Origin of the sequence: Pseudomonas sp. Pseusp16, assembly GCF_047324915.1 — a bacterium.
Lineage (GTDB): Bacteria > Pseudomonadota > Gammaproteobacteria > Pseudomonadales > Pseudomonadaceae > Aquipseudomonas > Aquipseudomonas fluorescens_CD.
Window position 1 is genome coordinate 5,500,129 of the sequence record NZ_CP168522.1, and the last position, 25,101, is coordinate 5,525,229.

The following is a 25,101-nucleotide window of genomic DNA, read 5'->3' on the forward strand; positions in this document are numbered from 1 at the left end:
TCGACAGGCCATGAACGAGTCGCTGACGGCTTTCGAACTGCTGCTGCAAATCGACCAGCGCTGTCGGTTGCTGGCGGCGGACTTGCCGTCCCAGCCAGCCCGGCGGGACAGCTGGAGCGGCATCGGTTTTCGCCTGGGCGAGCACTGGTATGTCGCCCCTATGAGCGAAGTCAGCGAAGTCTTGCACGAGCCGCGCCTCACTCAGCTACCGGGGGTCAAACCCTGGATCAAGGGTGTCGCCAACCTGCGCGGGCGTTTGCTGCCGGTCATGGACTTGTGCGGCTTCTTCGGGCACGAGCTTTCGGCTGTGCGCCGACAGCGGCGGGTGTTGGTGGTGGAACATGAAGAGGTGTTCGCCGGGTTGCTGGTCGATGAAGTCTTCGGCCTCCAGCACTTTGCCCAGGACAGCCTGGAGCCGGTGCCGACAGATGAGTTGAAGGGGACGATGGCGGCGTTTGTCAAAGGCCGGTTTCAGCGTGAGCAGTGCTGGCAGGTGTTCAGCCCGTTTGCATTGACGCAGTCTCAGGGGTTCATGAACGTCGCGGTGTGACAGGAACAACACAGATCCAATGTGGGAGCGGGCTTGCTCGCGAAGGCGGCAGTCCATTCAGCATTGATATTGGCTGATCTACCGCTTTCGCGAGCAAGCCCGCTCCCACAGGGTCCCGGGCAGGCTCGGAAATGGGTTAACAGGCGAGGACCGATGATAAAAGCAAAAGCAGGCAAGCCAATGGAAGGGTCGCGCAGCCGGTCGCAGATTATCGTGCTGTTCATCGCGCTGATCGTCTTCATCATGCTGCTGTTCGCCAACTTCGCGTACCTCAACACCCAGGCTACCTACGACAAACAGTACATCGGCCACGCCGGCGAACTGCGCGTGCTGTCCCAGCGTATCGCCAAGAACGCCACCGAAGCCGCCGCCGGCAAGGCTGCCGCGTTCAAGTTGCTCAGTGATGCGCGCAACGATTTTGCCCAGCGCTGGGGTTATCTGAAGAAGGGCGACCCGGCCACCGGCCTGCCGCCTGCCCCCGCCACCGTGCGTCCAGAGATGCGCGCGGTGCAACAGGACTGGGAACGCCTGCTGAAAAACACCGACGCGATCCTCTCCAGCGAGCAAACCGTACTGTCGCTGCATCAGGTTGCCGCGACTCTGGCCGAAACCGTGCCGCAGTTGCAGGTCGAGTACGAAAAGGTCGTCGAGATTCTCCTGCAGCGGGGCGCCCCGGCGGCCCAGGTGGCGATGGCCCAGCGCCAATCGCTGCTGGCCGAGCGGATCCTCGGCGCAGTCAACACGGTGTTGGCCGGCGACGAAAATTCACAGCAGGCCGCCGATGCGTTCGGACGTGACGCGACGCAGTTCGGCAAGGTGCTCAACGGCATGCTTCAGGGCGACCCGGCGCTCAAGGTCAGCCAGGTCGAAGACCGCGATGCCCGTGCGCGACTCGCGGAAATCTCCGAGCTGTTCGAGTTCGTATCGGGCTCGGTGGACGAGATCCTCGAAACCTCGCCGGAATTGTTGAAGGTCCGTGAATCGGCCTCGAACATTTTCAGCCTGTCGCAAACCCTGCTCGACGAAGCCTCGCACCTGGCCAGCGGTTTTGAAAACATGGTCGGCGGGCGCACCACCGACACCATAGGCGGTTACGTGCTGGGCCTGTTGGCGCTGGCTTCGATCATCCTGATTGGCATGGTGATGGTGCGCGAAACCAATCGTCAGTTGCGCGAAACCGCTGAGAAGAACGAGCGCAACCAGAACGCGATCATGCGCTTGCTCGACGAGATCGAAGACCTGGCCGACGGCGACCTCACAGTGACGGCCTCGGTGACCGAAGACTTTACCGGCACCATCGCCGACTCGATCAATTACTCCGTCGACCAGCTGCGCGATCTGGTCGCGACCATCAACCTCACCGCCGGCCAGGTTGCCGCCGCCGTGCAGGAAACCCAGGCCACCGCCATGCACCTGGCCCAGGCTTCGGAACATCAGGCCCAGCAGATTTCCGAGGCCTCCATGGCGATCAACGACATGGCCGAATCCATCGACCAGGTGTCGGCCAACGCGGCTGAATCTTCGGCGGTTGCCGAACGCTCGGTGGAAATCGCCAACAAGGGCAACGAGGTGGTGCACAACACCATCCACGGCATGGACAACATTCGCGAGCAGATCCAGGACACGGCCAAGCGCATCAAGCGCCTGGGCGAGTCATCCCAGGAAATCGGCGACATTGTCAGCCTGATCGATGACATTGCCGACCAGACCAACATCCTTGCCCTCAACGCGGCTATCCAGGCGTCCATGGCCGGTGACGCCGGTCGTGGTTTCGCCGTGGTCGCCGATGAAGTGCAGCGCCTGGCCGAGCGCTCATCCGCCGCCACCCGGCAGATCGAAACCCTGGTGCGGGCGATCCAGACCGACACCAACGAAGCGGTCATCTCCATGGAACAGACCACGACCGAGGTGGTACGCGGCGCCCGGCTGGCGCAGGATGCCGGTGTGGCCCTGGAAGAAATCGAAGGCGTCTCCAAGACACTTGCGGCGTTGATCCAGAGTATTTCCAATGCGGCGCAACAACAGACGTCGTCAGCCGGTCAAATCTCCCTGACGATGAACGTGATCCAGCAGATCACCTCGCAGACATCGTCGGGCTCCACTGCCACTGCCGAAAGCATCGGCAACCTGGCGAAAATGGCCAGTCAGTTGCGTCGTTCGGTGTCCGGTTTCACCTTGCCGGATGCCAAGGCGCAGGTTGTGGACAAAGCTTGAACCGCCCATGGGTATCTGAATTGTGATTGGAGTGGTTATGGGTGATCGGCACGACTATGTGGCCCTCGAGTGGGTCAAGGGCGAGATTGCCGAAACGCTGAAACAGGCTCATCACGCGATCGAAAACCTGCTCGATGACCCGCAGGCGACGCAGGCGCTGGATGATTGCCTGGCGTGCATCCATCAGGTCCACGGCAGTCTGCAGATGGTCGAGTTCTACGGCGCGGCGCTGCTCGCCGAAGAGATGGAACAATTGGCCATGGCCTTGCAGGGTAACCGTGTCAGCCATCGCGACGAGGCGCTGCACCTGCTGATGCAGGCCCTTGGGCAACTGCCGATTTATCTGGACCGGGTGCAAGGCGCGCGCCGCGACTTGCCACTGGTGGTGTTGCCACTGATCAACGACCTGCGCAGCGCCCGGGGCGAAAGCCTGCTGTCGGAAACCAGCCTGTTCAGCCCGCAATTGCCCGAGTTGCCGGCGCTGGACGCAGAAACGCTGGCGCAGCTGGAACCGGACGAATTGCCCAATGTGTTGCGCAAGTTGCGGCAAATGCTGCAGCTGGCGCTGGTCGGGTTCCTGCGCGAACAGGACAACGACACCAACCTCGACTACCTGGCCAAGGTCTTCACCCGCCTCGAAGCGCTGTGCGGCAACGCGCCCCTGAGCCCGTTGTGGCAGGTGGCATCGGCGCTGGTCGAAGGCATGCAGGGCGGTGTGATTGCCAACAGCCCGGCCTTGCGCAGCCTGTTCAAGGATGCCGACAAGGAACTCAAGCGCCTGCTCGAGCAAGGCATGCCCGGCATCAACCAGCCGGCCCCGCCGGAGCTGCTCAAGAGTTTGCTGTTCTACATTGCCAAGGCCGAACATCCCACCGGGCAGATGCTGACCATGAAAGAACGCTACTCACTGGACGACGCGCTGCCCGACAGCGCGATGGTCGATGAAGAACGCGCGCGGCTGGCCGGTCCCGACCGCGACGCCATGCGCTCGGTGCTGGCAGCGCTGTGCGAAGAGCTGGTGCGGGTCAAGGAGCGTCTGGATCTGTTCGTGCGCAGTGACCGCCAGCACACCTCCGACCTCGACAGCCTGCTGGCGCCGCTGCGGCAGATTGCCGACACCCTGGCGGTCCTGGGCTTCGGCCAGCCGCGCAAGGTGATCATCGATCAATTGGCGGTGGTGCTAAGCCTCGCTCAGGGCCAGCGCGAACCCAACGATGCCATCCTCATGGACGTTGCCGGGGCCTTGTTGTACGTCGAAGCGACGCTGGCCGGCATGGTCGGTACCGTGGAACCGGAGAGCCAGGACGACAACCGCCTGCCGACCACCGACCTGACGCAGATCCACCAGATCGTGATCAAGGAGGCGCGCATCTGTTTGCAGCAGGCCAAGGACATGATCGTCGACTACATCGACGCCGATTGGGACCGCCAGCATTTGCAGGCGCTGCCGGCCTTGCTGACCCAGGTGCGCGGCGCGCTGGCGATGATTCCGCTGAGCCGCGCGGCGAGCCTGGTCGAAACCTGCAATCACTTCATTCGCGAGCACCTGTTGCTCGAACCGGGTCAACCGGGCTGGCAGGAACTGGACAGCCTGGCCGACGTGATCACCAGCATCGAGTACTACCTCGAGCGCCTCAGCGACGACCCGCAAGCGCAGGGCGAAAACCTGCTCGATGTTGCGGAAAAGAGCCTGGCGAGCCTCGGGTTCTTCCCCAGTGAGCAGCATGTGCCAGTGCTTGATGATGTGCTCAACCCGAGCGAAGCGCAGGTGATGCAGATGATGCAGGAGCTGGATGATCCACAGATCGTCCAGACTCTGGCCGATGTGCTCGCCAGCCCGGTTTCGAGCCTCAACCCGCCCGCGCTGAACACCCCGGGCAGCCTGCTGCCGCCGCCTTCAGGCGAAGAGCCGGTGGACGAGGAACTGCGCGAGGTGTTCCTCGAAGAAACCGACGAAGTCCTGGAAATCCTGCGCGAGTACTTGCCACGCTGGTCGGTCAACCCTGACAACCGCTCGGCCTTGAGTGAGCTGCGCCGCGCCTTCCATACCCTCAAGGGCAGTGGTCGCATGGTGCGCGCCCTGGTGCTGGGCGAGCTGGCCTGGGCCGTGGAAAACCTGCTCAACCGCGTACTGGAAAACAGCGTGGAGCCGGGCGCTACGGTGCAGCAACTGATCGGTGATGTGCTGCATCTGCTGCCAGAGCTGGTGGCAGAATACGCCGCCAATGCCCAGCGCCAGCGCAACGATGTCGACCAGTTGGCCGCCCGCGCCCATGCCCTGGCCAAGGGCGAGGAACCGGTGTCCGATGAGGATACGCAAGATGTCGCGGCCCTCGACCCGCTGTTGCTGGAGATCTTCCGCAAAGAGGCCGAAACCCACTTGGGCAGCCTCAATCGGTTCCTCGATCAGGCTGCCGAACATATGCCGGTGCAGGCCAGCGACGAATTGCAGCGCGCCTTGCACACCCTCAAGGGCAGTGCCTACATGGCCGGTGTCCTGCCGATTGCCGAACTGGCCGCCCCGTTGGATCAGCTGGCCCGGGAATACAAGGCGCACCTGATCACGCTGGATCTGGATGAAGTCGAGTTGCTGCTGGAAGCAGAGGGACTGTTCCGCCTCGGTTTGCGTCAGCTCAAGAAAGATCCGCTGGCGGAAATTCCCGGTGCCCGGGGTTTGACCGAGCGAGCCAGGGCGCTGCTGACCGAGCGCCTGGAAAACCTCCTGAGCACACCGAACACGGGGCTGCGGATCAAGCGCGACCCACAGTTGATCAACAATTTCCTCGCCCAGGGTATGGACATCCTGCTGGACGCCGAAAGCCTGTTGCAGCGTTGGCAGCAGCACCCCGGCGAACGTCAGGAGCTCAGCGCGCTGCTGGACGAATTGACCACCCTCGGCGAAGGTGCCCATCTGGCCGATCTGCACCCGGTGGACGAGTTGTGCGAAGCGTTGCTCGACTTGTACGGTGCCGTGGAAGAAAGCAGCCTTGCGGTCAGCGAGCGGTTTTTCCATGAAGCCCAGCATGCCCACGAAGCGCTGATCAACATGCTCGATGAATTGGCCGCCGGCCAGGAAGTCAGCCCGCAGCCGCAACGGATCAGGGCCTTGCGCGAGCTGCTCGACGAGAGCCTTGACCCGTCGGCCATGGGCCTGATCCGCAGCGATGGCAGCCGGAGCCTGAGCATCCGCGAACTGGGTTCTGCCACCGAGGAACTTGAGCGCACGCAACCCCCTGTAGGAGCGAGCTCGCTCGCGATGGACTCAAATGCGCCGCGCTTATCCAATGACAACGCGTCATCGTTAACGCCCATCGCGAGCGAGCTCGCTCCTACAGGAGAGGGGCGCGAGCTGGACGATGAAATTGTTGCGATCTTCCTGGAAGAAGCGGTGGATATCCTCGAAAGCGCCGGTCAGGCCTCGCAGCGCTGGTTGCGCGACTCGGACAACGCCGCGCCGCTGTCATCGCTGCAACGGGATTTGCACACCCTCAAAGGCGGCGCGCGCATGGCCGGGGTCGGACCGGTCGGCGATCTGGCCCATGAACTGGAAAGCCTTTACCAAGGCCTGCTGGACCGTCGTTACGCCTTCAGCGATTCACTGGCAGTGCTGCTGCAACAGAGCCATGACCGACTGGCGTTGTACCTTGAACAGTTGCACCTCAACCAGCCGCTGGACGATTCCCGTGAGCTGATCGAAGCCATTCGTGCCTACCGCCAAGGTCATGCGGGAGTCGCCGAGGCGGCCCGGCAAGCGATCGACAGCGACTCGGCTGCGCACGATCCGGAATTGCTGGAGATCTTCCTCGAGGAAGGTTTCGACATCATCGAAAGCTCCGGGGCGGCGCTGGAGCGCTGGCAGGCCCAGCCTTCGAATCGCCAGGAAGTGGAAACCCTGCTGCGCGACCTGCACACCCTCAAGGGCGGTGCGCGCATGGTGGAAATCGCCGCGATCGGTGATCTGGCCCATGAATTGGAGTTCCTCTACGAAGGCCTGTCCACCGGTGTGCTGCAACCGACGGAGCCGTTGTTCACGCTGTTGCAGCGCAGCCATGACCGCCTGGCGCAGATGCTCGACGCAGCCCGCGCCGGTGAGCCCATGCCGCCCGCCGATCGCTTGATCGATGCGATCAAGAACTTCAGCCACCCGGTTGTGCCCGAAACCCCCGCGCCGGTGGCGCCGTCGACCACGCCCAAGGCCGAGCCGCTGGCGCCGCCGTCCGATACCGGGGCGGACATGGTCAAGGTCTCGGCGGAGCTGCTCGACGATCTGGTCAACCTGGCCGGTGAGACGTCGATCTTCCGGGGGCGGATCGAACAACAGGTCAACGATGCACACATCGCCCTGAGCGAGATGGAAACCACCATCGAGCGCATGCGCGACCAGTTGCGCCGTCTCGATACCGAAACCCAGGGGCGGATCCTCAGCCGCCAGCAAGTCGACGCCGAACGTCTGGGCTACGAAGAGTTCGACCCGTTGGAAATGGACCGCCACTCGCAGTTGCAGCAACTGTCCCGGGCGTTGTTCGAATCGGCCTCTGACTTGCTTGACCTCAAGGAAACCCTCGAACGCCGCAATCAGGATGCGGAAAACCTGTTGCAACAGCAGGGCCGCATCAACACCGAATTGCAGGAAGGCCTGATGCGTACGCGCATGGTGCCGTTCGAACGCATGCTCCCGCGTTTGCAACGCATCGTTCGGCAGGTGTCCAGCGAACTGGGCAAAGACGTGGATTTCATCGTCGATAACGCCGAAGGCGAAATGGATCGCAACGTCCTCGAACGCATGGCCGCGCCGCTGGAACACATGCTGCGCAACGCCGTCGACCATGGCCTGGAGTCCGTTGACGTGCGGCTGGCGGCGGGGAAACCGGCCAAGGGCAAGATCACCCTCGATCTGCTGCGCGAAGGCGGCGACATCATTTTCGACATCCGCGACGACGGGGCCGGTGTGCCGCTGGACGCGGTACGGCGCAAGGCGATCAAGCGCGGCTTGCTGGCCCCGGACACTGTCATCAGTGATCACGACGTGTTGCAGTTCATCCTGCAACCGGGGTTTTCCACCGCCGAGAAAATCACCCAGATTTCCGGTCGCGGTGTCGGCATGGACGTGGTGCACGAAGAGGTGCGCCAACTGGGCGGCACCATGAGCATCGACTCGGTGCCTGGGCAGGGCGTGCATTTCCGCATTCGCCTGCCGTTTACGGTATCGGTCAACCGGGCGCTGATGGTGCAGTGCGGTGAGGACCAGTACGCCATCCCGCTCAATACTATCGACGGCATCGTTCGCGTCCTGCCCAACGAGCTCGAAGGCTATTTCCGTTTCGATTCGCCAACCTACGAATACGCCGGGCAACGTTATGAGCTGTGCTATCTGGGCGAGCTGCTGAAAACCAGCCCGCGCCCGAAACTGTTGGGCCAGAGCCTGCCATTGCCGGTGTTGCTGGTGCAGTGCAACGAGCGGCATATCGCCGTTCAAGTGGATGCCATGGCCGGCACTCGCGAGATCGTGGTCAAGAGCCTGGGGCCGCAGTTTGCGGCGGTGCAAGGGGTGACCGGGGCGACGATTCTCGGGGACGGCCGGGTGGTGTTGATCCTGGATTTGCTGGCGCCGATCCGCGCCATGCAGGCCCGTATCCCCCAGCGTCCGGCGGGCCAGGAAGTCGAAGCCGAACCGCATCGTCCGCTGCTGGTGATGGTGGTCGACGACTCGGTCACCGTGCGCAAGGTCACCAGCCGCTTGCTCGAACGCCACGGCATGAACGTGCTGACCGCCAAGGACGGGGTAGATGCCATGTTGCTGCTGGAAGAACACATGCCCGACCTGATGCTGCTGGACATCGAGATGCCACGCATGGATGGCTTCGAAGTCGCGACCCAGGTGCGCAACGACGAACGCCTGCAACACCTGCCGATCATCATGATCACCTCGCGCACCGGACAGAAACACCGCGATCGCGCCATGGCCATCGGCGTCAACGACTACCTTGGCAAGCCGTACCAGGAATCGGTGCTGCTCGAAAGCATCGCCTTGTGGAGCAAGACCCATGCTTGAGCACCGCACCAGCAACCTCACCGGCCTGCTGTTGCCATTGGCCGACCGCAATCTGATCCTGCCCAACGTCGCCGTGGCCGAGCTGATCGATTACCAGCAGCCGGGGACTTTCGACCTCGACACACCGCCGTGGTACCTGGGGCTGGTGACATGGCGCGACCGGCAGATTCCGCTGCTGAGTTTCGAGTCGGCATGCGCACAGAAAGTCGTCATCGGCGAACGCGCGCGGATCGTCATCCTCAACACACTCGGCGGGCGACCCGAGCTGAAATTCATCGCGCTGCTGGTGCAGGGGATTCCGCGCTCCTGCAAGCTCGATAGCCAGTTGAGCTACGTGGATGTGCCGTTGTGTCCGCTGGAGCAGGCGGCGGTGCAGGTGGGCGAGCAAGTGGCCAAGGTACCGGATTTGTTGGCTCTGGAGAACTTGTTGGTGGATGCCGGGTTGATCGACTGATCCCGATTCAGCGGTGATCTGACTGACGCCTTCGCGAGCAAGCCCGCTCCCACAGGGTTTTGTGTTCACCACAGATCAACTGTGGGAGCGGGCTTGCTCGCGAAGAGGCCAGCATGAACGACGCCAATCTTGATCATTAACCTGAGCGTAACGATCCACCGCTCTGCTTGATTGATGCCCCCACTCAACACTCCTAAGGTGACTCCCACGACAGCGAACCCGTGGAGTGGTCATGACAACAACAATATCCCCCGACTCGCGATGGACGCGGCGGCGCAGCGAAAAGCAGCGGCGCCTCGAGCTGGTGCGAGGTCTTGCCGACGGTGTGGTGTTGCCCACCGACAACATCGTCGCGGCGCTGGAGGCGTTGATCCTGCCCGGCGACCGTGTGGTGCTCGAAGGCAACAACCAGAAGCAGGCGGATTTCCTTTCCCGCTCCCTGGCCAAGGCCGACCCCGCGAAGCTGCATGACCTGCACATGATCATGCCCAGCGTCGGCCGCGCCGAGCACCTGGACCTGTTCGAACGCGGCATCGCCCGCAAGCTCGACTTCTCTTTTGCCGGCACCCAAAGCCTGCGCATCAGCCAGTTGCTCGAAGACGGCCTGCTGGAAATCGGCGCGATCCACACCTACATCGAACTCTACGCACGGCTGGTGGTGGACCTGATTCCCAACGTCGTGTTGTCGGCCGGGTTCATGGCCGACCGCGCCGGCAACATCTACACCGGGCCGAGCACCGAGGACACTCCGGCACTGATCGAACCGGCAGCCTTCAGCGACGGCATCGTCATCGTCCAGGTCAACCAGTTGGTGGACGACGTCAGCGACCTGCCGCGCGTAGACATTCCCGCCTCCTGGGTCGACTTCGTGGTAGTGGCCGACAAGCCGTTCTACATCGAACCGTTGTTCACCCGCGATCCACGGCACATCAAGCCCGTGCACGTGCTGATGGCGATGATGGCGATCCGTGGCATCTACGAAAAACACAACGTGCAGTCGCTGAATCACGGCATCGGTTTCAACACCGCCGCCATTGAATTGATCCTGCCGACCTACGGCGAATCCCTAGGCCTCAAGGGCAAGATCTGCCGCAACTGGACGCTCAACCCGCACCCGACCCTGATTCCGGCGATTGAAAGCGGCTGGGTCGAAAGCGTGCATTGCTTCGGCACCGAGCTGGGGATGGAGAACTACATTGCGGCGCGGCCGGATGTGTTCTTTACCGGGCGCGACGGTTCCCTGCGTTCCAATCGGATGTTCAGCCAACTGGCCGGGCAATACGCCGTGGACCTGTTCATTGGCGCAACTTTGCAGGTCGATGGCGATGGTCATTCCTCCACCGTGACCCGTGGGCGCCTGGCCGGTTTCGGCGGCGCGCCGAACATGGGCCACGACCCGCGCGGTCGTCGTCACGGCACGCCAGCCTGGCTCGACATGCGCAACACCGACGTGGCCGAGCCGATGCTCGAGCGCGGTAAAAAACTCGTGGTGCAGATGGTCGAGACCTTTCAGGAGGGCGGTAAGCCGACCTTCGTTGAAACCCTCGATGCGGTTGATGTGGCGAAGAAAAGCGGCATGCCCCTGGCACCGATCATGGTCTACGGCGACGACGTCACCCACCTGCTGACCGAAGAAGGCATCGCCTATCTGTACAAGGCGCGCTCGCTGGAAGAACGCCAGGCGATGATCGCCGCCGTCGCCGGGGTGACCGCCATCGGCCTGCGTCACAACCCCAAGGATACTGCACGCATGCGCCGTGAAGGCCGGATCGCCTTGCCCGAAGACCTCGGCATCCGCCGCACCGACGCCACTCGCGAACTGCTCGCGGCGAAAAGCGTGGCCGATCTGGTGGAATGGTCCGGTGGCCTCTACAACCCGCCTGCCAAGTTCAGGAGCTGGTAATGCACGCACTTAACCTGCAAACCAAAGCCCTGAGCCTGGCCGAACGGCTGGCGGACCTCGCGGTTGACGCGCTGATCGACGAGGCAGATCTGTCGCCGAAACCGGCACTGGTCGACCGTCGCGGTAATGGCGCCCACACCGATTTGCACCTGGGGCTGATGCACGCTTCGGCGCTGTCCTTGTGGCCGGCCTTCAAGGAAATGGCTGAAGCAGCCATCGAGTTCGGCGAAGTCGGGTTGCCGCTGCGCGAAGCCGTTGGCCGCATCGGTCGAGAGGGCGAGCAAGCGATGCTCGACACCACCGGCGGCGTGAACACCCACCGAGGGGCGATCTGGGCCTTGGGCTTGTTGGTCACGGCCGTTGCGCTGGACCCCAAGTCCTCGGCTGCAAGCAGCGTATCGATTCGTGCCGCGCGCCTGGCGCTGCTCGACGACCGTCACGCGCCGCGCCCGCTGAGCCACGGCGCTCAAGTCGCCCAGCGTTTCGGTGCACGGGGTGCCCGTGAAGAAGCGCAACTGGGCTTCCCGGCGGTGATCCAACGTGCGCTGCCGCAACTGCGCCGCAGCCGTGACGAAGGGCATGGCGAGCAAAATGCCCGGCTCGATGCGCTGTTGGCGATCATGACCAATCTGGCCGACACCTGCGTGCTTTACCGCGCCGGCGAAGAAGGGCTGCACACCATGCAGCGGGGCGCCCGGGCGGTGCTCGATGCGGGTGGCAGTGCCAGCCTCGGCGGACGTCGCCGCCTGTATGAACTGGACCAACAACTGATCGCGTTGAATGCCTCGCCCGGTGGTGCTGCGGACCTGCTCGCCGCCTGCCTGTTCATCGACCGTATCGAGTCGGACGACGGCCTCATCCTCTGCCATTCAAGAAGGGAAGTGTTTTGATGGAAACTTTATCCTTTGAATTCCCCGCCGGGCAGCCACCACGCGGCCGTACGCTGGTGGGTTGTGTCGGCTCGGGCGATCTGGAAGTGCTGATCGAACCGGGTCAGGCCGGCAAGCTGACGATCAACGTGCAGACCTCGGTCAATGGCAGCGAACAACGCTGGCAGCATCTGTTCGCACGGATGTTCGACGGCCAGACGCCGCCGGCGATGGCCATCGACATCCATGATTTCGGTGCGACACCGGGCGTGGTGCGCCTGCGTCTGGAACAGGGCTTCGAGGAGATCGGCCATGACTGACAGCGCATCCCTGCTGAACAAGCACAGCTTCGTCGAACTCGGTGCCCGGCAACGGGCCAAGGCCCTGCTCGACGCCGGGACCTTCCGCGAATTGCTCGACCCGTTCCAGCGCATCATGTCGCCATGGCTGTCGCGCCAGGGCGTGGTGCCGCAGGCCGACGACGGCGTGGTGATCGCCAAGGGCAGTCTCGCTGGCCTGCCCGTGGTGGTCGCGGCCATCGAAGGTGCGTTCCAGGGCGGCAGCCTCGGTGAGGTCGGCGGAGCAAAAATTGCTGGCGCACTGGAACTGGCCGCCGAAGACAACCGCAACGGCATCCCGACCCGCGCCGTACTGCTGCTGGAAACCGGCGGCGTGCGGTTGCAGGAAGCCAACCTCGGCCTGGCGGCGATTGCCGACATCCACGCCGCGATTGTCGATTTGCAGCAGTACCAACCCGTGGTCGGTGTCGTGGCGGGCAGCGTCGGGTGCTTTGGCGGCATGTCGATTGCCGCCGGGTTATGCAGCTACCTGTTGGTGACCCAGGAAGCGCGGCTCGGCCTGAACGGCCCGCAGGTAATCGAGCAGGAAGCCGGACTCGAGGAATACGACTCCCGCGACCGGCCTTTCATCTGGAGCCTGACCGGTGGCGAGCAGCGCTTTGCCAGCGGTCTGGCGGACGGCTATGTCGCTGACGACGTGGTGCAGATTCGCCAGCAGGTCGGTGAATGGCTCAAGCAAGGTTTGCCGGCGCAACCCCGCAGCCGTCAGGCCGGGTTGTTCCTGCAGCGCCTGGCGCGTCTGGACGCCGAACCGCAAATCGAGCCGTCGGTGGTTCGCGATCTGTACCAAGGAGAACGCCCATGAGTTCGTATTCCCTGCGTGGTTTGAACTGGTTCAACGCCTTGAGTGACGGGGCGAAACCGGTCGAGGGCTTGCCTGTTTCGCTGAAGGTCGCGGACGGTGTACTGGGCGATCAGCCTGTGCGTTTCATCGCCGTGGTGGCTGACCCCGAAAACCGCTTCGTCCGCGCACGCAACGGCGAAGTGGGTTTGCTCGAAGGCTGGGGCCTGGCCAAGGCCGTGGATGAAGTCATTGCTGCCGATCAGAACAAGGCACAGAAACGCGCCCTGATCGCCATCGTCGATGTGCCGAGCCAGGCTTACGGTCGACGCGAGGAAGCCCTTGGCATTCATCAGGCGCTGGCCGGTGCGGCGGACAGTTATGCCCGTGCCCGTCTGGCCGGTCATGCGGTTATCGGTTTGCTGGTGGGCAAGGCAATGTCGGGGGCGTTTCTGGCCCACGGCTATCAGGCCAATCGCTTGATCGCCCTGCGCGATCCGGGCGTGATGGTACATGCGATGGGCAAGGCATCGGCAGCGCGGGTGACCTTGCGCAGCGTTGAAGAACTCGAAGCCTTCGCCGCCAGCGTGCCGCCGATGGCCTATGACATCGACAGCTATGCCAGCCTCGGGCTGCTGTGGGAAACCTTGTCGGTGGAACAGATCGAGCAGCCGACTTCGGCGGATCTGGCGCGGGTGGCCGAGTGCCTGGGTCAGGCGATGGGTGATATCGCCGAGAAGGGCGCTGATCTCAGCGGTCGTCTTGGTGCGGCCAACCGTGCGGCGTCGAGCAAGGTTCGCCAATTGCTGAGAGCGCAGTGGTGAAAGGGCTTCTGGCTCACGACCTGCTGTGGGGCATGACCCCGCAGCAGTTGCCTGCGGATGTGCCTGTGTGGGTGATCGAGTCGATCAGTGCCGGCCAGCCGGTGGTGGTCCGTCGCGCCTTGAGCGCGGCGGGGCAGGTGGCGGTGGGCGTGCGTGGACCGTTGCGCGAACAGCGATTTGCCGCGCAGATGGAAGTTGCCGCCATCACGCGACGGGTACGACCGGAAGAACTGTGCGATGTGCAAGGCCAGCGTGATTTCCCGGCGTTGCGAGCCTTGGCGCAGCTGCGCCCGCACCTCGATGACAGTGGTTGGACCTGGGGTGTCAGTGGCAGTGCCGGGTTCGAGTTGGCCAGCGGGTTTGCCGCATTGCACGAGGGCAGCGATCTCGATCTGATCCTGCGTACACCACGTCCGTTGAGTCGTGTCGACGCGCAGGCGTTGGTGGTCATTCTGGACACGGCCGTGTGCCGCGTTGACCTGCAATTGCAGACACCGTCGGGCGCCATCGCCCTGCGCGAGTGGGCCGGTGCTTCGTCGCGGGTCTTGTTGAAAAGTGCCACTCAGGCCCGCCTGGTCAGCGATCCGTGGAATCCACAGGAGCAAGCGGCGTGAGCAGCTTGCTGGTGTTCCCTGGCCAGGGCGCGCAACAACCCGGCATGCTGGCGCGTTTGCCTCGGGAAACGTTGAACGAGGCGAGCGACCTGCTCGGTGAAGAAGTGACGCAGCTGGATTCTGCCGAGGCGTTGCAGTCGACGAGGGCGGTTCAGCTTTGCCTGCTGATCGCCGGCGTCGCCGCTTCACGCCAGTTGGGCATGACTCCGGATTACGTCGCTGGCTTGTCGATCGGTGCCTACCCGGCTGCAGTGGTGGCCGGTGCCCTGAGTTTCAGTGATGCGCTGCATCTGGTCAGCCTGCGCGGTGAGCTGATGCAACAGGCTTATCCACAGGGCTACGGCATGACCGCCATCATCGGCCTGGACCTGGCCACGGTGGAAGGATTACTGGCCCGGGTGCACAGCGCAGAAATGCCGGTTTATCTGGCCAACATCAACGCCGATAACCAGGTGGTGATTGCCGGTAGCGACGCGGCGATGAAGGCGGTGGCCGAGTTGGCGAAAGGTTGTGGAGCCGGCTTGGCCAAGCGTCTGGCAGTGAGCGTGCCGTCACATTGCCCATTGCTTGAGGCCCCCGCGCAACGACTGGCCGACGCCTTCGCCAACGTGTCACTGAATACACCGAAAATCGGTTATCTGAGCGGCAGCCGTGCGCGTCCGCTGATCAAGCCCGAAGCCTTGCGTGACGACCTGGCCTTCAACATGTGTCGCATCGTTGATTGGCGGGGCACGGTACAAAGCGCTTACGAGCGCGGCGTACGCCTACAGATCGAACTGCCGCCTGGTGCGGTGTTGACCGGGCTGGCGCGCCGGGTGTTCGAGCAGGGCACCGTGATTGCCTTCGACGGTGCGCGGCTCGATACGCTTCAGGCGCTGATGCGTGAGGAGGGAAGCCGTCACTCTTAAATCGCCGACTCAGGCTTCGAACAACAAAAACAACATTCGAAATGCACTTTGAGGACTACAACAATGATTATTTACGGTGTGGCGCTGTTGGCGATCTGTACGCTGGCAGGGGTGATCATGGGGGACATGCTCGGTGTGCTGCTGGGCGTGAAGTCAAACGTCGGCGGTGTCGGGATCGCGATGATCCTGCTGATTTGCGCACGGTTGTGGATGCAAAAGCGTGGCGGCATGACCAGGGATTGCGAGCTGGGCGTCGGTTTCTGGGGTGCCATGTACATCCCGGTGGTGGTGGCGATGGCGGCGCAACAAAACGTGGTCACGGCGCTGCACGGTGGTCCGGTGGCGGTGCTGGCGGCGATCGGTTCGGTGGTGGTCTGCGGTTGCACCATTGCCCTGATCAGCCGGACCCACAAAGGCGAACCCTTGCCCGATGAACCGGCGGATGTAACGGCTGTTGGCGCACCGGCAGGAGGTCGCTGATATGTGGGATCTCATCAAGAACGGCCTTGAACACAACGGCCTGGTCACTGCTTTCGCTTTCGTTGGCGTGATCATGTGGGTGTCAGTGGTGATCTCCAAGCGCCTGACCTTCGGGCGTATCCACGGCTCGGCGATTGCCATCGTCATCGGCCTGGTGCTCGCCTGGGTCGGGGGCACAATGACCGGTGGGCAAAAAGGCCTGGCGGACTTGACGCTGTTTTCCGGCATCGGGTTGATGGGCGGTGCCATGCTGCGGGACTTCGCCATCGTCGCCACGGCATTCGAGGTGCAGGCCACTGAAGCGAAAAAAGCCGGCTTGATCGGCGTGATCGCGCTACTGCTGGGCACGGTGCTGCCATTTATTGTCGGCGCGTGCATGGCCTGGGCATTCGGCTACCGCGATGCGGTGAGCATGACCACTATTGGCGCCGGAGCGGTGACTTACATTGTCGGGCCGGTCACCGGAGCGGCCATTGGTGCCAGTTCCGATATCGTGGCGCTGTCGATTGCCACCGGCCTGATCAAGGCGATTCTGGTGATGGTCGGTACGCCGATGGCGGCGCGCTGGATGGGCCTGGATAACCCGCGCTCGGCGATGGTGTTCGGTGGGCTGGCCGGGACGGTCAGTGGCGTGACTGCCGGTTTGGCGGCGACGGATCGGCGGCTGGTGCCTTATGGCGCGTTGACCGCGACCTTCCACACCGGGTTGGGCTGCTTGCTGGGGCCTTCGCTGTTGTACTTCATTGTTCGCGGGATTGTTGGGTAGATTCTCCGAATTTGCTAATGGTCGCCTCCACATTTACCGAGTTTCATGAGCTGCTCGGTGAAATGTGGAGTTATACAAATATAACCTTCACAAAGTTGGAGGCGGCTCAAATTGGCGTGGCTGAAATTTTATGTGGAAGTGAAATGTTTGTTTGATGTCATTTGGAGGTTTTTGTTGTGGCTCGGATAAGAGTTGTGGTTAGGTAATATGCCATCATAAGTGCAACTAGGCCATAACTTAGGCCCTCAATTATCCTCTCAGGATTAAAAATAAAACTGCTCGCAGTGATGATCAGTATGATGGTTAATGTTGTGGCAAGTTCGCTGACAAGAAAAAAAGATACTGCATCGCTATCGTTTGCGTTATGGAAAACTTCATTTGATGTTAGTCGGGTAAATATTGTTCCGATCACCACGCCTAATAGACAAAAAAAAGCTAGCGATAAAAAGAACGTAATGTCCTTGTTGGTTAGTGCCAGCAGTAGAGATGTGATAACAGTCGCAATCAAACAGGAAGTTGCGAGTGTGGTGCTGGATTTGCTGATGATAAGTCTGGATGTCACAAGCCTCCCTAATACGGTAGATGCCAAAAAGACCATGTACGCAATCGCTGAGCTTCCTAACCAAGAAAATTGCTGGGCTAAGCCCAAGAGGTTGCTATGCCGATAGAGCAAACCTATTGCGTACATAAATACCAAAGATTCAAATACGTTTCCCGCAACATAGCCAGTTATTTGCGCTGGATATTTCGCGGCAACAGTGAAATGCTTAAGATATGCATGCCGGCTTGAATGTATTAAAGTGGTTCTGCTTGTGTCGGCGGGTCGTAGATCACTGTTTGATATGTATATTTGCGCTGATCTGAGTAATAGCAGCATCGACATTATTGCTGTTGTGGCATATAAATATGAGGTGAAATTTATTACAAGGGAGGCCGTCAGTAATAAAGTAAAAGGAGTTCCAATTCGAATGTATAGAAGATGATTGAATGCTTTGATGTAATCAGCGGTCTGGCCAGTCATTTTTATATGTAAGGCATTATAAGCTGGCCGGAAAGATGCTTTTAAACAGCCTGTTCCTGCTGAGTCGCATACGAAAGCAATTAGAATTAAGCTCCAGCCTGTGTACCAATATTCAAGCAATGCTGCCCAAAATCCCAATGTCAGGAAAATAGCGCATGCCAGTTTGAATATAAAGCCATAGATGGTGGTATTGGCAATGCCTAGTCTACATACAAAGTAGTGTCCAATGTAAAATTCCACAATCAAGGAAATGATTAACTGCGTTGCAAGCGAGAATTCCAACGAAAACTGGCCTAAATTTGGATTGCTTGCAATTAAGGCTAGTTCGAGAATTGTTGCTCCCATTGCAACGCCACCATACAAGGCATCTGATCTCGCGATTAGTGTGTGTGCACTTTTCATTCGTTTACTCTATAAGTTTTACCGGGCTCTAGAATAAGGTTTACATATAGAGCAGACGGCGCGTAGGCGCGACCGTAAAACATCAGTGTCGTATATATTGAATCAAGATCGTAAGGGATTAGTGTGGATCTCTCTAAAGGTTGCTTAGTGGTGTATGCTGAACTTCTAGCTTTTCCATTTCTAAAGTCTTCGTAAAGTAATAACTCGAAATCAATATTTGAGTTTTTAGCGGTATTGTTAAAAAAAATACCACAGGCTGCATCATTGAGGTTTCTGTAGGTGCTCCCGGTCGTATCAATTTGTTCAAATACGTTAGTTAATATGTCATCTCCATAGATTGATTGTAGGTATCTAATCGTATAAGGCCATCTTCTATTTAAATGCCGAGATATGTCTAGGTATCGTCTAACGCATTCAAATGTGAAATGTTTATCGCATGCAGTGGTTGGGGAACTGAGAATATTTTTAGATTTATATATTTCAGTGAAAATCAAGTCGATAGTATCAGTGTTTTTTATTATCATTTTCTGATACCTCTGCGAGCGATTTTTTTACGAGATCAATGTTGCTTCGCTCAACTTCAATGGATGATCCCTCCATTTCTAGCAAAATATTTTCCGTATTGTATGCCTGGGAGATGGTTGGCTTGAAAGCTTCCATCAGTTCAATATTGAAGGGGTCTGAGTGTTGGTCGAGCCACACGGGAATACTATTCCACATCCAGGATTTTATTCCTGAAATATGTAACGTCTTGATGAGGCGCCATATTTCATGTTTGGCGTCAGGTATAGCGAAAGCAAGATCTTTGCTTTTGCAATAGCCCAAGTAATGTCCTATGTCAAAGGCCATGGAGCAACCAGACTGAATGCATAGCTCTAAATAGAAGTCCCAAAACGGTATGCTTCCGAACTCGCTGTATACGGGAGGATTCTCTAAAAGTATGGGTAACTCAAGAAAATGCTTTACCATTTTGGCGTTAATTATTGTTGTTTGTAATGATTTTTTGTTTAAAGGTGGATTGGTCTGATGGGCGCCTAGAAAAAGATTGCCATTTCTCCATATGCCTATGTCTTCTTCGATGTAACTTACCGGGAGAGTATCAACTATTTTTTTCAGATTTGCTAACTCTGCCATGTCGATCACGCCAGAGAAGTTTATATCTACTGGGTGTACGGAAATAGTGAAGTCAGCAGTTGCACAAAAATCAATAATTGAGTTCTCCAACCTATCCCAGGGGCGCACGCCCAGGCTGAAGTGCTTGATCGGGGCACCACGGTAAACGCTATTGGTGCTTGTATGTAAATAAATAAATTGTTTTAGCTTATTTATATCGCCACTCACACCTAGACTTATCGAATTGATGTCCATAAAATTTACCTGCTCGAACGATAGTTATGCAGACTTTCCGATTAATTCACCTTTTCTACCGCCAACACCAAGCGTAAAGGTTTCTAAAGCGACTCGTTTCGGCGAGTTATTTGGTTCTTTGCCGTGCAAGGTTTTTTTTAAGATAGAGGTATATGTTAGGAACTCTTTTCCTGTAAATATCGCCGTTCGCTCCCCCGTCCGCTGACAGAGCCCCCACAGAATTTTGAATGGCATATGTCTTAGGTAAATATTTAGCAAGGATAGGTGCGCAATTTCTCGTGGCGAGGTGCTTTGTGAGATTTTTTCTATATTTATAGAAATTGCGTTCTCTAGAGAGTTTAGGAGAGGTTTTGCAAAATAATCTATATAGGCGTCGTAGATTTCCTTCACCTCTTGATTCTCTATAAGCTGTCTGCTGTTAGGTAAGTCGATCAAGTTGAACTTAATGCCCATTTTCCTTTCAAGATTATCTCTAACAGGCGTTCCTGGATATATCATCATGATATTGAAATAATGATCAAAGGATTCATGTTCAGTCATTCCAGAGTTGAGCAGAAAACTTAGATTTTCTATAATTTCTCTTTTTTGTTGGTCATGATAGAACATGATAAAGTCGAGGCCGACGTCAATGCCATTGATCTGTAAGGCCCTAATTGCGTCTATATTATTCTTTACTGTGACTCTCTTGTTCATGTAATCGAGCTGAGTTTGCGAGCCAGACTCAATACCCATTTCGACCAGTCTTAATCCTTGCGTAACTAATTTTGGCAATTCTGTGCGTAACTTAAGCAGGTATCCTACTGTAGAAGAACTGCTCCATGTAACCTCGCCACCGAACAGCTTGTATAGTTTTTCAGAGAACTCCAGTACTCTGTCTTTTCGTACAAAAAAATTAGCGTCCATCATGTAAATATGTTCAAAAGAGTATTGTTTGTGAGCCTCTACAATCCAATTGACAAGAGTGGTTGCGTCGACAGCACGCCACTTAGGACCATCTTTATCTGCCGCAACGATAGCGCAGAATGAGCACGCTAAAGGGCAGCCACGGCTACTGGTGAGAGCTATTGATCTTCTTTTCTTACCATCTCGCCTGTCCGTGAAATAGAGGTTTTGTAAACGCTCGGAACAATATTCCAATAATGGATTTTCCCACTCGGTTGCGGGTAATTGTATCTTCTGTTTATATGTTTCGTACGTTTTCCCGGTTGCGGAGATCCAAGCTGCATTTGGTATGTATTGTAAGTGGTTATCTATAAATATTTGTTTTGGTGTAAAGTTTTTATTGGTGTTCTCTGTGGGCTGAGAGGGTGGGGCTTCCTCGCGCGATTTATTGAATAACTTTAGTAGTGTGGCTGTTGAGTGTTCTCCTTCACCATAAAGTGCCAGTTCAAAAATACCATTTGATACACGTAAAAAATCTTTCGCTGCAAGGCTTATATGCGGGCCGCCGCAAAATAATACTGCCTCAGGTAGTGCGTTTTTAATTAACTTCCCCCAGGCGATCGCTGCTTGAACATGGCTGCTGTAAATAGATATTCCTACCAGGGCAGGTTGCCAGTCTATCAAGTCTTTTAACTCGTGAGCGTCTGAGGTATATAAGTCAGAATAATCAAATATTTTGCAATTTACATGTGCTACATGTTTTTTTACGTAGGCTGATATGTTCTGCAGTCCCAGAGGCATTACTTTTTGCGGACCTTCGCCGTATGGCAGCGAAACTAACGCTAGTCGAGTAGAATCATAAATGTCACTGTCATTGTTTAGTGAATTCCAGCACGCTTCGTTCATACGCACTCCTTGCCTCTTTGGCCTCAGACATATTGAAAAAAGCTGGATACCGCTCTGTTAGCGCCAAGGATTTTTCATGGGAATCCATTGCTTCAATAAACTTTTTTTTCGGAATTTTCAGGAGGTGTGTGCCATTGTGGAAAAAACAATATCCGAGTTCTGTTAAGCATAGAACACCTTCATTGATTGTAGCTCTCATGTGTTGGCAGCCTTGGATTTTAGAAGTGGGCATCGTTAAACGATGCCCTGGTTATTTCATCAGAACTCTGGCGCTGTTTTTCCAGCAACCATGTCATACGTTCCATCTGGAACAGGAGTCATAACCTCAACATCGGAGGCTAAATCATCTAAGTTGTTTTCATCATAAATTATTTCGTCATTCATACCTTTCTCCTTCTGAAATGTGACAGCTAAGTCACAGGATATCTCCGGTTTGACAACGTTGAAGTTAGAACTCGGCAGATATATAGCTGTGCACAGTTGAGTGTCTAACCTCCTGCCACTGATGGATAGCTATCTGTGACGGTTTCATATAAGTATCGAATCAGATTGCAGTCAAATAAAAATTAAAACTTCCGAAATTTCCTAGGATGCTTGTGGCTTTGTAGGTCGTATCCTACTTTAAGGGAATTATCCTACAAGTAAGTGGTGAATATAGATTTTTGGGTCTGCCGCTTTGATGCGATGCGTAAATCAACTTCTCGACTTTATGTCTAGAAAACAGCGCGTTAAATTAGTTTGTGGGTCGTTTTGAAGTTGAGGTTAAAATTTTTTCATTGCTGTGCAGTGACCAATAATATGGATTCAGCGCGCTGGATGGGCCTGGATAACCCGCGCTCGGCGATGGTGTTCGGTGGGCTGGCCGGGACTGTCAGTGGCGTGACTGCCGGGTTGGCGGCGACGGATCGGCGGCTGGTGCCTTATGGCGCGTTGACTGCGACGTTCCACACCGGGTTGGGCTGCTTGCTGGGGCCTTCGCTGTTGTACTTCATTGTTCGCGGGATTGTGGGTTAGTCCGCTACTTCATCATTGAATGTTCCGGCGTCATCGCGGGCAAGTCGAATCGTCGCACCGCCGCTCCCACAGGGACAGCGCAATTCCTGTGGGAGCGTGGCTTGCCCGCGATGCAGGCGCCACGGTTTCAAACCTGCCGATTGGCATACATCCGACACTCCGCCAGCAACGCCAGCAGGTTCGGATCCCGCTCCTTGGCCTTCAGGAACACCACGCCAATGTGCTGCTGCAAGCGGTACTTTTCCTGCAACGGGATCAGTTTCACCCGGTTCTCGTACACCGCGGCAATCCGCCCCGGCAGCAACGCATAACCTACGCCTGAACTGACCATGCTCAGCAGGGTGAAGATGTCGTTGACCTGCATCGCCACCTTCGGCTCGAACCCTGCCTGCTCGAATACCCGCTTGCCGTCCTGGTGGGTGGCGAAGCCCTGGGTCAGGGTGATGAAGGTTTCGTCGCGGACCTCGGCCAGGTCGACTTCGGTGCGCTGGGCAAACCTGGAGTCGGCGGGCGTGGCGAGGAAGATATCGTCGGAGAACAGCGGGATGTGCTCGCAATCCGGATCGTTGACGCTGTCGTCCAGTGACACCAGGGCCGCATCGACTTCCATGTTCTTGAGCTTGTAGAGCAGGTCGATGTTGGAGCCCAGGATCAGGTCGATGTTGAGCTCGCTGCGGCGGATCTTCAAACCCATGATCAGCTGCGGCACGGTCTTCACCGTCAGTGAATACAGCGAGCCCAGTTTGAAGCGTTCGGCCGAGAACCCGGCGGCCTCGCGGGTCAGGCGCACAGTTTCGACGACATCCTGAATCAGCTTCTGCGCCCGTTCTTCCAGCACATAGGCACTTTCCAGTGGCGTCAGGCTGCGCCCTTCGTGCTTGAACAACGGGCAGCGCAGGGCGCTTTCCAGGGAATGGATCGCCCGATGCACGCTGACATTGCTGGTCTGCAGCTCGGCAGCGGCGCGTGCCAGGTTGCCGGTGCGCATGAAGGCCAGGAACACCTCGAGTTTTTTCAGGGTCAACTCTTCATCGATCAGCATGGGCCGGACTCTTTTTGGAATGACTCGATTGTGCCCAATTACGCCGGGCCCGTCGTACAGAAACATTGCGCTTTTACGCTCCAGGCCTGAGCCTTGCGCGTTGCGGTAGTGAGATTCGAGGTGAGCAACACATGTATCACGGGGAACGATTGAATGCCTGGACGCATCTGGTCGGGGCAGTGGCGGCGTTTGTCGGAGGGGTGTGGCTGATTGTGCTTGCCAGCCTCGACGGCAACCCGTGGAAGATTGTCAGCATGGCGATCTATGCCTTTACCCTGCTGGTGCTTTACAGCGCATCGACTGTGTACCACAGCGTGCGCGGGCGCAAGAAAGCGATCATGCAGAAGGTCGATCACTTTTCGATCTATCTGTTGATTGCCGGAAGCTACACGCCGTTCTGCCTGGTGACCCTGCGCGGGCCGTGGGGCTGGACGTTGTTCGGGATTGTCTGGGGGCTGGCGCTGATCGGCATCCTGCAGGAGATCAAGCCGCGTTCGGAAGCGCGGATTCTGTCGATCGTGATTTACGCGGTGATGGGCTGGATTGTGTTGGTGGCAGTCAAGCCGTTGCTCGCGGCGCTGGGCGGCGCCGGATTTGCGTGGCTGGCATCAGGTGGGGTGTTGTACACGGTGGGGATTATCTTTTTTGCCCTGGACGACCGGCTGCGGCATGCCCACGGGATCTGGCATCTGTTTGTCATCGCCGGGAGCCTGCTGCACTTTGTGGCGATCTGTTTTTATGTGCTTTAAGGCTGTACCGGGACCAGGCGATCCAGCTGCTCCCGGGCTCGACGGCTGAATACCTGCAACAGGTCGTTCAAGGTGTGGGGCGGCGGTTCAGCGGCGCGGGTCACCGCGTAGAGGGTGATGGGTAGCGGCGGTGCCAGGGGGCGAATCGTTGTGGTGGCGGGAGAGGCGCCAAGGGCGGTGAACGGATCGATCACCGCCAGGCCCGCGCCAGATTCCACCATCGCCCGTGCCAGGGAATAGGTTTGCACGGCGATGTGTACCCGGGGCGGGGGTTCGACCGCTTCCAGGTAACTGTCGAGCCGCGCGGCCAGCGGATCGGCGCTGGATAAACCGATCAGCGGCGCGTCCGCCAGTGCGATCAGCGGCAACGGTTTGCCCGCATCTTCCTGAGGCCAGTAACCACTCGGCGCCAGTGCCACCAGCACGCCGGACGCCAGCGCCTGGGCCTTGAGCCCCGGGTGATCCGGGCGTTGCAGGGTCAGGGCGACATCCACTTCGCGCATCAACAGATTCTGCACCAGTTCGCGACTGTGGGCGCTGGAGAGTTCGCAAACGATGTCCGGGTAACGCCCGGTCCATTCGTGAATGGCCGGCGGCAGCAATGACAGTGCCAGCGCCGGAGTGGCACCGATGCGCAGGCTGTGGCCAGGCTCGCGGCGCAGGCTCTGCGCCAGGCGTCGCACGCCTTGCAGGCTTTCGCTGACCTTGTCCACTTCGCGCTCCAGCTCCAGCGCTTCCGGGGTCGCCTGCAACTTGCCGCGCACCCGCAGGAACAACGGGAAGCCCAATTGCTGCTCGGCGTGCTGCAACACCTTGCTCACCGCCGGCTGCGAGACGTGCAGCAATTGTGCGGCAGCGCTGATTGAGCCGGTCTGGCGAATGGCCTGGAAAATCTCGATATGGCGAAGGCGCATGGCAAGTCCATAACCTTTGTTTATGGGTT

The 25,101-nt window shown here is 58.3% G+C and carries 20 protein-coding genes and 1 pseudogene; 15 read left to right on the forward strand and 6 right to left on the reverse strand.

The window, feature by feature from the left end:
• The first annotated feature begins 10 nt into the window (after positions 1-10).
• From ACEN8Q_RS24965 to madM, 13 genes are all read left to right on the forward strand, one after another.
• Positions 11-550, forward strand: coding sequence for a chemotaxis protein CheW (locus ACEN8Q_RS24965; RefSeq protein ID WP_413703878.1), 540 nt, complete (start codon positions 11-13; stop codon positions 548-550).
• A gap of 153 nt (positions 551-703) precedes the next feature.
• Entirely contained in the window at positions 704-2,764 is a 2,061-nt protein-coding gene (locus tag ACEN8Q_RS24970; protein ID WP_413703879.1) for a methyl-accepting chemotaxis protein, read from the forward strand.
• A gap of 37 nt (positions 2,765-2,801) precedes the next feature.
• A complete protein-coding gene (locus ACEN8Q_RS24975) occupies positions 2,802-8,816 on the forward strand; it encodes an Hpt domain-containing protein (protein WP_413703880.1) in 6,015 nt (2,004 codons plus the stop codon).
• Positions 8,809-9,270, forward strand: a complete 462-nt coding sequence (locus ACEN8Q_RS24980; RefSeq protein ID WP_413427656.1) for a chemotaxis protein CheW — start codon at positions 8,809-8,811, stop codon at positions 9,268-9,270. Before ACEN8Q_RS24975 ends, ACEN8Q_RS24980 begins: the two co-directional genes overlap by 8 nt.
• Before the next feature lie 232 nt (positions 9,271-9,502).
• Positions 9,503-11,173 carry a malonate decarboxylase subunit alpha gene (gene mdcA, locus ACEN8Q_RS24985; RefSeq protein WP_413703881.1) on the forward strand — a complete coding sequence of 557 codons (1,671 nt, stop codon included), beginning with the start codon at positions 9,503-9,505 and terminating at the stop codon, positions 11,171-11,173.
• Positions 11,173-12,063 (forward strand): triphosphoribosyl-dephospho-CoA synthase, encoded by an 891-nt coding sequence (locus ACEN8Q_RS24990; RefSeq protein WP_413427655.1) that lies wholly within the window; start codon positions 11,173-11,175, stop codon positions 12,061-12,063. Before mdcA ends, ACEN8Q_RS24990 begins: the two co-directional genes overlap by 1 nt.
• Positions 12,063-12,362: a malonate decarboxylase subunit delta gene (locus tag ACEN8Q_RS24995; RefSeq protein WP_008001147.1), complete on the forward strand. Its 300-nt coding sequence runs from the start codon at positions 12,063-12,065 to the stop codon at positions 12,360-12,362. The genes ACEN8Q_RS24990 and ACEN8Q_RS24995 overlap by 1 nt, the downstream gene beginning before the upstream one ends.
• Entirely contained in the window at positions 12,355-13,206 is an 852-nt protein-coding gene (locus tag ACEN8Q_RS25000) for a biotin-independent malonate decarboxylase subunit beta (RefSeq protein ID WP_413427654.1), read from the forward strand. The genes ACEN8Q_RS24995 and ACEN8Q_RS25000 overlap by 8 nt, the downstream gene beginning before the upstream one ends.
• Positions 13,203-14,006, forward strand: coding sequence for a biotin-independent malonate decarboxylase subunit gamma (mdcE, locus tag ACEN8Q_RS25005; protein ID WP_413427653.1), 804 nt, complete (start codon positions 13,203-13,205; stop codon positions 14,004-14,006). The genes ACEN8Q_RS25000 and mdcE overlap by 4 nt, the downstream gene beginning before the upstream one ends.
• A complete protein-coding gene (locus tag ACEN8Q_RS25010; protein ID WP_413703882.1) occupies positions 14,000-14,620 on the forward strand; it encodes a malonate decarboxylase holo-ACP synthase in 621 nt (206 codons plus the stop codon). The genes mdcE and ACEN8Q_RS25010 overlap by 7 nt, the downstream gene beginning before the upstream one ends.
• Positions 14,617-15,528 carry a malonate decarboxylase subunit epsilon gene (gene mdcH / locus ACEN8Q_RS25015; protein ID WP_413427651.1) on the forward strand — a complete coding sequence of 304 codons (912 nt, stop codon included), beginning with the start codon at positions 14,617-14,619 and terminating at the stop codon, positions 15,526-15,528. Before ACEN8Q_RS25010 ends, mdcH begins: the two co-directional genes overlap by 4 nt.
• 63 nt (positions 15,529-15,591) lie before the next feature.
• Positions 15,592-16,008 carry a malonate transporter subunit MadL gene (gene madL / locus ACEN8Q_RS25020; protein WP_008019933.1) on the forward strand — a complete coding sequence of 139 codons (417 nt, stop codon included), beginning with the start codon at positions 15,592-15,594 and terminating at the stop codon, positions 16,006-16,008.
• A gap of 1 nt (position 16,009) precedes the next feature.
• Positions 16,010-16,774, forward strand: a complete 765-nt coding sequence (madM, locus tag ACEN8Q_RS25025; protein ID WP_413703883.1) for a malonate transporter subunit MadM — start codon at positions 16,010-16,012, stop codon at positions 16,772-16,774.
• Between the two features lie 157 nt (positions 16,775-16,931).
• Here madM and ACEN8Q_RS25030 read toward each other — a convergent pair whose 3' ends face one another.
• The 4 genes from ACEN8Q_RS25030 to ACEN8Q_RS25045 form a co-directional block, all read right to left on the reverse strand.
• On the reverse strand, positions 16,932-18,197 hold the full coding sequence (locus tag ACEN8Q_RS25030) for a hypothetical protein (protein WP_413703884.1): 1,266 nt from the start codon (positions 18,195-18,197) through the stop codon (positions 16,932-16,934).
• A gap of 504 nt (positions 18,198-18,701) precedes the next feature.
• The gene (locus tag ACEN8Q_RS25035; protein ID WP_413703885.1) at positions 18,702-19,565 is read right to left on the reverse strand and encodes a DUF692 family multinuclear iron-containing protein; all 864 of its coding nucleotides are present in this window, start codon (positions 19,563-19,565) and stop codon (positions 18,702-18,704) included.
• 24 nt (positions 19,566-19,589) lie between these two features.
• Positions 19,590-21,353 carry a B12-binding domain-containing radical SAM protein gene (locus ACEN8Q_RS25040; protein ID WP_413703886.1) on the reverse strand — a complete coding sequence of 588 codons (1,764 nt, stop codon included), beginning with the start codon at positions 21,351-21,353 and terminating at the stop codon, positions 19,590-19,592.
• Positions 21,354-21,611: 258 nt separating this feature from the next.
• Positions 21,612-21,737 carry a hypothetical protein gene (locus ACEN8Q_RS25045; RefSeq protein ID WP_413427647.1) on the reverse strand — a complete coding sequence of 42 codons (126 nt, stop codon included), beginning with the start codon at positions 21,735-21,737 and terminating at the stop codon, positions 21,612-21,614.
• A 420-nt stretch (positions 21,738-22,157) separates the two neighbouring features.
• Between ACEN8Q_RS25045 and ACEN8Q_RS25050 the strand changes: the two are divergent.
• A pseudogene (locus tag ACEN8Q_RS25050) lies at positions 22,158-22,367 on the forward strand (malonate transporter subunit MadM); the annotation flags it as partial.
• A 127-nt stretch (positions 22,368-22,494) separates the two neighbouring features.
• On the opposite strand, the gene ACEN8Q_RS25055 reads toward ACEN8Q_RS25050, so the two are convergent.
• Complete coding sequence (locus tag ACEN8Q_RS25055; protein WP_413427646.1) at positions 22,495-23,409, reverse strand: LysR substrate-binding domain-containing protein; 915 nt, start codon at positions 23,407-23,409, stop codon at positions 22,495-22,497.
• Between the two features lie 131 nt (positions 23,410-23,540).
• On the opposite strand from ACEN8Q_RS25055, the gene trhA reads away from it, so the two are divergent.
• The gene (gene trhA / locus ACEN8Q_RS25060) at positions 23,541-24,158 is read left to right on the forward strand and encodes a PAQR family membrane homeostasis protein TrhA (protein WP_413427645.1); all 618 of its coding nucleotides are present in this window, start codon (positions 23,541-23,543) and stop codon (positions 24,156-24,158) included.
• Here the strand turns inward: trhA and ACEN8Q_RS25065 are convergent.
• Positions 24,155-25,072 (reverse strand): LysR family transcriptional regulator, encoded by a 918-nt coding sequence (locus tag ACEN8Q_RS25065; protein ID WP_413703887.1) that lies wholly within the window; start codon positions 25,070-25,072, stop codon positions 24,155-24,157. The genes trhA and ACEN8Q_RS25065 overlap by 4 nt on opposite strands.
• Positions 25,073-25,101: the final 29 nt, after the last annotated feature.

Bases quoted from the DNA above. Each gene is read 5' to 3' on its own strand.
- ACEN8Q_RS24965 (WP_413703878.1), top strand. From the start codon at position 11: ATGAACGAGTCGCTGACGGCTTTCGAACTGCTGCTGCAAATCGACCAG.
- ACEN8Q_RS24970 (WP_413703879.1), top strand. From the start codon at position 704: ATGATAAAAGCAAAAGCAGGCAAGCCAATGGAAGGGTCGCGCAGCCGG.
- ACEN8Q_RS24975 (WP_413703880.1), top strand. From the start codon at position 2,802: ATGGGTGATCGGCACGACTATGTGGCCCTCGAGTGGGTCAAGGGCGAG.
- ACEN8Q_RS24980 (WP_413427656.1), top strand. From the start codon at position 8,809: ATGCTTGAGCACCGCACCAGCAACCTCACCGGCCTGCTGTTGCCATTG.
- mdcA (WP_413703881.1), top strand. From the start codon at position 9,503: ATGACAACAACAATATCCCCCGACTCGCGATGGACGCGGCGGCGCAGC.
- ACEN8Q_RS24990 (WP_413427655.1), top strand. From the start codon at position 11,173: ATGCACGCACTTAACCTGCAAACCAAAGCCCTGAGCCTGGCCGAACGG.
- ACEN8Q_RS24995 (WP_008001147.1), top strand. From the start codon at position 12,063: ATGGAAACTTTATCCTTTGAATTCCCCGCCGGGCAGCCACCACGCGGC.
- ACEN8Q_RS25000 (WP_413427654.1), top strand. From the start codon at position 12,355: ATGACTGACAGCGCATCCCTGCTGAACAAGCACAGCTTCGTCGAACTC.
- mdcE (WP_413427653.1), top strand. From the start codon at position 13,203: ATGAGTTCGTATTCCCTGCGTGGTTTGAACTGGTTCAACGCCTTGAGT.
- madL (WP_008019933.1), top strand. From the start codon at position 15,592: ATGATTATTTACGGTGTGGCGCTGTTGGCGATCTGTACGCTGGCAGGG.
- madM (WP_413703883.1), top strand. From the start codon at position 16,010: ATGTGGGATCTCATCAAGAACGGCCTTGAACACAACGGCCTGGTCACT.
- ACEN8Q_RS25030 (WP_413703884.1), bottom strand. From the start codon at position 18,197: ATGAAAAGTGCACACACACTAATCGCGAGATCAGATGCCTTGTATGGT.
- ACEN8Q_RS25035 (WP_413703885.1), bottom strand. From the start codon at position 19,565: ATGGACATCAATTCGATAAGTCTAGGTGTGAGTGGCGATATAAATAAG.
- ACEN8Q_RS25040 (WP_413703886.1), bottom strand. From the start codon at position 21,353: ATGAACGAAGCGTGCTGGAATTCACTAAACAATGACAGTGACATTTAT.
- ACEN8Q_RS25045 (WP_413427647.1), bottom strand. From the start codon at position 21,737: ATGAATGACGAAATAATTTATGATGAAAACAACTTAGATGATTTAGCC.
- ACEN8Q_RS25055 (WP_413427646.1), bottom strand. From the start codon at position 23,409: ATGCTGATCGATGAAGAGTTGACCCTGAAAAAACTCGAGGTGTTCCTG.
- trhA (WP_413427645.1), top strand. From the start codon at position 23,541: ATGTATCACGGGGAACGATTGAATGCCTGGACGCATCTGGTCGGGGCA.
- ACEN8Q_RS25065 (WP_413703887.1), bottom strand. From the start codon at position 25,072: ATGCGCCTTCGCCATATCGAGATTTTCCAGGCCATTCGCCAGACCGGC.